Annotated in this window: 6 protein-coding genes; 4 read left to right on the top strand and 2 right to left on the bottom strand. The window is 70.0% G+C overall.

Translation table 11 applies throughout. The features are described 5' to 3' along the window. Positions 1-841 (top strand): NAD-dependent epimerase/dehydratase family protein (locus tag ACNPM4_RS09125; RefSeq protein WP_448985461.1); only part of this gene is annotated, 841 nt, incomplete at its 5' end. 39 nt (positions 842-880) lie between these two features. On the opposite strand, the gene ACNPM4_RS09120 is transcribed toward ACNPM4_RS09125, so the two are convergent. Both ACNPM4_RS09120 and ACNPM4_RS09115 read right to left on the bottom strand, forming a co-directional pair. After that, positions 881-2,179 (bottom strand): O-antigen ligase family protein, encoded by a 1,299-nt coding sequence (locus ACNPM4_RS09120; RefSeq protein WP_029261985.1) that lies wholly within the window; start codon positions 2,177-2,179, stop codon positions 881-883. Then, positions 2,176-3,591: an O-antigen ligase family protein gene (locus ACNPM4_RS09115; protein WP_105709660.1), complete on the bottom strand. Its 1,416-nt coding sequence runs from the start codon at positions 3,589-3,591 to the stop codon at positions 2,176-2,178. The genes ACNPM4_RS09120 and ACNPM4_RS09115 overlap by 4 nt, the downstream gene beginning before the upstream one ends. Positions 3,592-3,659: 68 nt before the next feature. Between ACNPM4_RS09115 and manA the strand changes: the two genes are divergently transcribed. From manA to ACNPM4_RS09100, 3 genes are all read left to right on the top strand, one after another. Next, complete coding sequence (gene manA, locus ACNPM4_RS09110; RefSeq protein WP_448985460.1) at positions 3,660-4,790, top strand: mannose-6-phosphate isomerase, class I; 1,131 nt, start codon at positions 3,660-3,662, stop codon at positions 4,788-4,790. Positions 4,791-4,952: 162 nt separating this feature from the next. Beyond that, entirely contained in the window at positions 4,953-5,273 is a 321-nt protein-coding gene (locus ACNPM4_RS09105; protein ID WP_081859873.1) for a WhiB family transcriptional regulator, read from the top strand. A 120-nt stretch (positions 5,274-5,393) separates the two neighbouring features. Continuing rightward, the coding region (locus ACNPM4_RS09100) for a glycosyltransferase (protein ID WP_448985459.1) at positions 5,394-7,470 on the top strand (2,077 nt) is incomplete at its 3' end.

Raw genomic sequence — 7,470 nt, 5'->3', positions numbered from 1 at the left:
CATCGCCGACGGCTCGGTGGTGGAGGCGCTGCTCGCGGATCATCCGGACATCGACGCCGTGATCCACTGTGCGGCCCGCATCGTGGTGCCGGAGTCGGTTGCCGACCCGCTCGGGTACTACGACGCCAACGTGGGCAAGACGATCGCGCTGCTGCGGCGTCTGCGCGACGCCGGTATCCCGCGTATCGTGTTCAGCTCCTCGGCGTCCGTCTATGCCGGTGAGACGGGCGACGGCGTGGACGAGGGTGGCGCGCTCGCGCCGTCGAGCCCGTACGCCAAGACCAAGGCGATGGTCGAGCAGATCCTCGACGACGCCGCGACGGCGGGGGACTTCCGCGCGATCGCGCTGCGCTACTTCAACCCGATCGGTGCCGACCCGCGGCTGCGGACGGGTTTGCAGAACCCGACGCCGTCGCACGCGCTGGGAAAGATCATGCAGGCGCGCGTGGCGGGGGAGGCCTTCACCATCACGGGCACGGATTGGCCGACCCGCGACGGCTCCGGGCTTCGCGACTACATCCACGTCTGGGACCTCGCTCTCGCGCACGTCGCGGCCGTGCAGAAGTTCGATGAGGTCGCCACGCCGGACGACCCCTACCAGGTGATCAACCTCGGCACGGGAGACGGCGTGACGGTGCGCGAACTCGTCGCGGCATTCGAGCGGGTGACGGGCGAGCCGCTTCCGGTGACGGAGACCGACCGCCGCCCCGGCGATCAGGCCGGTGCATTCGCGATCGTGGACCGCGCTGCGGCGGTGCTCCAGTGGCACGCCGAACGGTCGGTCGACGACGGGGTCCGCGACGCGATCGCCTGGGCGGAGAAACTGCGCGCCACGCTCTGAGGTGCAAGAGGTGATTCGTCCCGTGAGAGGATTCGTCGGCTATTCCAGCGAACGCAGCGTCGAGATCGCACCCGTGTGGGCGGCGTCGATGTTCTCGCGCCAGGAGCGCGACTGCCCCGCGCGCAGCGCGCACAGCACGAGCATGAACCACCCGGCTCCGACCAGCGTGAAGCTCTCGAACATCGAGTCGACGGCGAGAGTGACGAGGATGATCGGCGTCCACGCGTAGACCACGGACCGCCGGACGCTCGCGACCAGCCAGGATCGGATCAGTGCGACCCCGCCGAGGAGCAGGAAGAGCACCAGCCCTGCGGCCCCGAGCTGGAGCAGCACGTCGAAGAACGCGTTCAGCGCGCTCTGGTGATGGTCGTCGAGTTGGAAGTTGATGTAGGTGAACGGGTACTCGCCGCGCGCCCAGTCACCGAACCACCCCCAGCCCTGGATCGGCTTGAGGGCGACGAAGTCGAGGATCGTGTTCCAGAGCGACGCGCGCATCGAGAAGTCCGATCCGGCATCGAGCAGGGCGATGATCTGATGGCGCAACGCGAACGCGATCGTGAGTGCGAGCGCCACCAGGACGCCGAGCATCCACTGCACGAGGTTTCGCCGCGCCGGCGACGTGTGCCGCACGATCGTGAGGGCGAGCGTCACGATGCCGACCGCGACCGCGAGCACGAGCACGGTGGGAGAGGCCGAGAGGAACGCCAGAGACCCGGCGAGGCCGACCGAGACCACAGCGAGAGGAGCGTTCACCGACTGCGTCCGCCACTCGATCACGAAGGTGATCAGGGCGATCACCGCGACGAATCCGAGCATGTTGCGGCTGCCGAACAGGCCCTGCACCGGGCCGCCGGCGGCGAGGTCGCCCTGGATCGCGAGGAAGGTGAAGGGCACGTCGAGCAGGATGCCGGAGAGGATCTCGACCCCGAGGGAGAGGGCCAACAGTGCACGCAGGGTGTCGCCGATGGCGCGCACGGTCTGCAGTGTGTCGCGGATATGGCCGATGGTGATCGCGAGGAATGCGTACCCGAACAGCGACATCCATCCGAAGAACGTGTCCGAGCGGTCCGTCGTCCACACCATGCTCACCAGGGCCCAGCCCAGGAAGGCGAAAAGCGACGAGGGAGCGATGCGCAGCGGGGAGAGCTCGTCGCGGCGCACCCAGAGGATCGCGGCGCCGAGCACGCACAGCACCGCGATGATCGTGGCCAGGGTGACCGTCGAGGTCATCCGTCCGATCGCGTACGAGCCGAAGATGGCGGTGAGCGCCGTGAGTGTGAAGGCTCGCGCGAGCTCCACGGAGCCGAGCAGGCGGACCAACGGCCGGACCGGTGTCACGGAACCCGCCGTTGCCGCGTGCCGCGTTCGAAGACCAGGTCGCGTTCCCCGACGCCCACCAGCGGCACCGACTTCAGCTTGAAGGACAGGAGCACCAGGAGCATCCACCCCCAGAGCATGATCGGCGTCGACTCCGAGAAGCCCTGGACCAGCAGCACCACGGTGAACAGGCTCGGAAGCAGGGTCAGCGGAGAGAAGGGACGTCGGGCGTGGAGATCCCAGCGGGGCCGGTCGACCGCGAAGAACCAGGAGCGCCACAGCAGGCTCAGGTACGCGATTCCCATCAGGATCACGCCCAGCACGCCGAGCTGGAACAGCACGTCGAGCCACATGTTGTGGGCGTGGAACACCGTGATGCCGTGATCCACGATCCAGTGGTCGAAGGCGGGGTCCGTCGGGATCCACGGACTGGAGAACCCGTTGCCGAACAGGGGGTGCTCCCGCACCCGCTCGAGCACCTTCGACCAGATCAGGTCGGAGCGGCCGGTGAGGTCGGAGCTGCGCCCGACCAGTCCGAGTAGCGGTTCGCGCAGCAGCCAGACGGCGGCGGCGGCCAGTGCTGTGCCGCCGATGGCCGTCACATAGATGCGCGTGCGGGCGCCCGGGGTGCGGGCGCGGCGCATCAGCAGCGCCACGAGGAGGACCAGCGCGGCGGCGGCCGCGCATGCGAGCGCGGTGACCGACGACGTACGCAAGAGGAAGTACGCCGCGAGCAGCATCCACAGGGCGAGCGTCGTGCGCCAGCGGGCGCGAGCGGCGAACAGCACGCCGAAGGTGATGATCGCGAACAGCGAGATGATCGCCAACAGGTTCGCGTTGCCGACGATGCCCTGGATCCGTCCGCCGTCGAAGAGGTTGTCCCTGACCCAGTACCACTGCGGGTCGATCTCCCCCTCCGGCACGGTCGCGAAGTTCGGCAGCAGCGGCCCGTGCAGGACGAGTGAGACCCACAGCTCGATCGCCAGCGAGAGCCCGAGGATCCACTTGAAGGCGGACGAGAGGGCCCGGATGATCTCGTGCCAGGTGAGCACGTGGGCGATGAACAGCCCGTTCACGGTGACGGCCGCCAGCAGCACCCAGGTGATCAGCGTCGGTCCTCGCCATTGGGACCACGCGACCGAGACCAGGGCGAGTGTCGCGTATCCCATCGCCGTCCACGGCAGGCGACGCCAGCGGAACGGCTGCGGGCGGTTCCGGGCGAGCATCGGGATACCGATGCCGAGCGTCGCGAGAGTGAAGACGACGAGGGTGACGGCGGCGCCCTCCATGCCGATGAGGTTGTACACCGCGGTGTGCGCGAAGGTCACGATGAGCACGAGGATCACATAACCGCGCAGCAGAAGGTGCCCCGTCGACTCGCGCTCCGGCGCCGAGGGCGGGGCTGTCACCGGGTGCTTGGTGTACTGGGCCATCGCGTTCAGGCTACCGCGCCGCGCTCGGCGCGTGCCTGAACGCCGCAGCGCGGCTCTACGCTGGTGGCATGCTGCTGAGCCTCACGAACGCACCCCGCGACTACGCCTGGGGATCCGACTCCCTCCTCGCCGGACTCGAAGGGCGCACGCCGACCGGTGCCCCCGAGGCGGAGGTGTGGTTCGGGGATCATCCCGGCGACCCCGCCGACGTCGCGGGTGGCGGTACCCTCGATCAGATCACTGGCGGCACGCTCCCGTACCTGTTGAAGCTGCTCGCCGCGGGCGGGCCGCTCTCGATCCAGGTGCATCCGACGATCGCGCAGGCGCGCGACGGCTGGGCGAGGGAGAGCGGGCTCGCCGCAGACGACCCGCAGCGCAACTATCGCGACGACAACCACAAACCCGAACTCATCGTGGCTCTCAGCGAGCGGTTCGAATCGCTGAGCGGCCTGCGCCCGGTGGAGGACACGCTCGCTCTGCTGGACCTGCTGGACGACAGCGACGGCGTCGCACAGCTCCGCGCCCGTCTCGGGGGCGGAGCCGATGAGCTGCGGGATGCCATCGGGTGGTTGCTCGGAGGCGACGTGCAGCGAGAGGTCGACGAGATCATCGCCGCGGTGGTGCGGGCAGCGGAGCGAACCGACACGGGGGAGTGGGGCACGACGCTGAGTGCCATCGCGGGCGTGGCGGCGAACTACCCGGGCGATCCTGGGGTGGTCGTGGCGCTGCTGATGAACCATGTCGTGCTGCGACGAGGAGAGGGCGTGTTCCTGCGCGCCGGCCTTCTGCATGCCTACCTCTCGGGTCTCGGCGTCGAGATCATGGCGGCGAGCGACAACGTGCTTCGCGGCGGGCTGACTCCCAAGCGCATCGACGTCCCCGAGCTGCTGGCGATCCTCGACCCGACGCCCGGTGAGGTCCCGGTGCTGCGGCCTGCGGAGGGCGACGCGGTCACGGTCTATCCGGTTCCCGTACCCGACTTCGCGCTCAGCAGGGTCACGGTGGAGGGCGCTCCGATCACGGTCGAGGTCTCGGGACCGACGATGGTGCTCGCGACCGCAGGGGCCATCACGGTCACCTCTTCGTCCGGCGAGGAAGTGCAGGTCCCCGTGGGAAGCGTGGCTTTCGCGGGCGGCGACGAGAGCATGCTCACCGTGTCCGGCGAGGGCGAGGCGTTCGTGGCCGGACCGGGGCGCTGAACGCCGCGCGCTCGCCGCGCCGCGACACGCCGATGGATCGTCATGAACCTTCAAGACCGTATTGAGGGTTTACGATCCGCGACTTGACCGGAGCGAATGACACGGGTGTAATTAGTCATGCGCACGGCCCGCCGGGGGGCGGAGACAGGGTTGGAGATCGAGATGACGGGATACCGTTCCGACGTACCGGAGAATTGGTTCGTCGATCCGATCAACCTCGGTGTTCCCGGGGTGCGACGCACGGACGCCGCCGACGACGACAACGCCCTCGCCTGGCAGGCCGACGCCCTCTGCTCGCAGACGGATCCTGAGGCCTTCTTCCCGGAGAAGGGCGGATCGACCAGAGACGCCAAGCGGATCTGCACCACCTGCGACGTGCGTGGCGAATGCCTCGAGTACGCGCTCAACAACGATGAGCGCTTCGGCATCTGGGGCGGACTCTCCGAGCGCGAGCGCCGCAAGCTCAAGCGTCGCGCCAGCTGATCGGCGTCGCGCCAGCTGATCGGCTGAGCCGGTCGCCGCGGGCTGCGGCCGCATCGCTTCGCAGGCGCGCCGCGTCCACTGCTCCAGGGCAGGTCTTGACACGCATAGGCTGACGACGTCATGCCAGCCCGAGTTCACGCAATCATCGTCGCGCGCCCCGGATCCTCGTCCCGCGCGCAACTCCTCCGCACTCTCGAAGCCGTTCGCTCCCAGACCTCGCCCGCCGAGGCGGTGACGCTCGTCATGTGCGGCGATGCATCTTCCCTGCGCGAGAGCGAAGCCGTCGCGGCCGTCGTCGAGGGGATCATCGAAGCTCGCACGACGACCTCGTTCGCTGAGGCGGTGGAGCTCGCGCGTCCCCGTGTGAACGCAGGCTCCGCGATCTGGCTGCTCGCGCAGGACACGGCTCCGCATCCGCGGGCGCTGGAGCGGCTCCGGGGAACGCTCGAGCGTTCGCCCTCCGCGGCGATCGTCGCGCCCAAGCTCGTCGCGACCGACAACGATCGGGAGATCGTCTCACTCGGTGTCAGCATGACGACGTTCGGTCGCTCGGTCGAACTCGCGGCAGGGGAACTCGACCAGGGACAGCACGACCGCATGGACGACGCGCTCGGTTCCGACGTGCGCGGCGTCCTCATCCGCGGAGAGGTCCGCGACGCGCTGCGACCCGATCCCGCGCTCGCCGGCGCCGACGAAGGCCTCGATCTGGGCGTCCGTGCGCGCCTGGGCGGCGGTCGGCTCGTGCTCTCACCGAGTGCGCGGGTCTCCGCGGCGCCGGGCGGTCCCGCCGCGCTGCCCTCCGGCCGATCCCGTCGCGCCTACGTCACCCGGCTGGCGCAGTTGCACCGGCGACTCGCATACGCCCCGGCGGGCGCGGTGCCGCTGCACTGGCTCAGTCTGCTCCCGCTCGCGCTGTGGCGCTCCATCACGCATCTCGTCGGCAAGCGGCCGGAAGCGGTGCTCCCCGAGTGGGGGGCGGCCCTCACCGCGATGCTGCGCGTCGGTGCGGTCGCGCGGTCCCGCTCGCGCATCCGCGCCTTCCGCTCTTCCACCTGGGCGAGCATCGCGCCGTTGCGGGTGACGTCGTCCGATCTGCGCCGGCGTCTCGATGACGGGCATGGCAGTGAAGGCGGTGCCGTCAGCGAACTCCGTTTCTTCTCCGGCGGCGGTGCCTGGGCCGTGCTCGCGGCGCTCGTCGTGAGCATCGCCTCCTTCACGACCCTGCTCGCGTGGCCGGCCCTCGGCGGCGGCGCGCTCCTGCCGCTGCGTCAGACCGTCTCGGCGCTCTGGAGCGATGCGGCGTGGGGCGCTCGCGGCACGGGGATTGGCCTCGTCGGCCCGGCAGACCCGTTCGCCGCGGTCGTGGCTGTGCTCGGCTCTCTGTGGCCGGCCGGACCGTCGTTCGTGATGGTGCTGCTGTGGATTCTCGCGCTTCCGCTCGCCGTCCTCGGAGGCTGGTTCGCTGCGACGCGAGTGACCGACCGGTCGGGGCTTCGTATCTTCGCCGGTGTCGCGTGGGCGCTGGCGCCCACCTTCCTCACTGCGCTCGTCGACGGCCGCCCGAGCGCCGTGCTGGTGCACCTCCTGCTGCCATGGCTCTTCCATTCCGCCGTGGTGGCGCACCGCTCCTGGGGTGCGGCCGGGAGCGCCTCCCTCCTGCTCGCCGCCGTGATCGCCTGCGCTCCGTCGTTGGCGCCCGCACTCGCGCTGCTGTGGGTCGTGGCGGTGGGTATCGTGCTCGGCACCGCGCAGTTCCGTGGGGCCGGACGTCTGCTGTGGCTCCTCGTGCCGACGGCCGCACTGTTCGCTCCACTCGTCTTCTGGCAGCTCGCACACGGGACGCCGTTGGCGATTCTGGGCGATCCCGGACTGGTGTGGGCGGGACCACAGGCGTCCGCCGACGCCGCGGGTCGGCTGGCGCTCGCCACCGGATTCCCCACCATGGACCTCGCGGGGTGGTCGTGGTTCGTTCCCGCGCCGATCGCTGCGTGGGCTCCGGTGCTGTGTGCGCCGATGGCTCTGCTCGCCCTCGGCGCGGCCGTCGCCCCCCGGTGGCGCGCGGGCATCACACTGCTCGTCGTCGCTCTGGCAGGCCTCGCGACGGCGTTCCTCGCCGTCGGCATCACGGTGAGCTTCGCGCAGGGCACCGGAGTGGCGATCTGGCCCGGCGCAGGGCTCAGCCTGGCCTGGGTCGGGG

This window comes from Microbacterium umsixpiens (assembly GCF_053543675.1).
The sequence above is the reverse complement of the archived record's forward strand: the minus strand, read 5'-3'. Positions and strand labels throughout refer to the sequence as shown.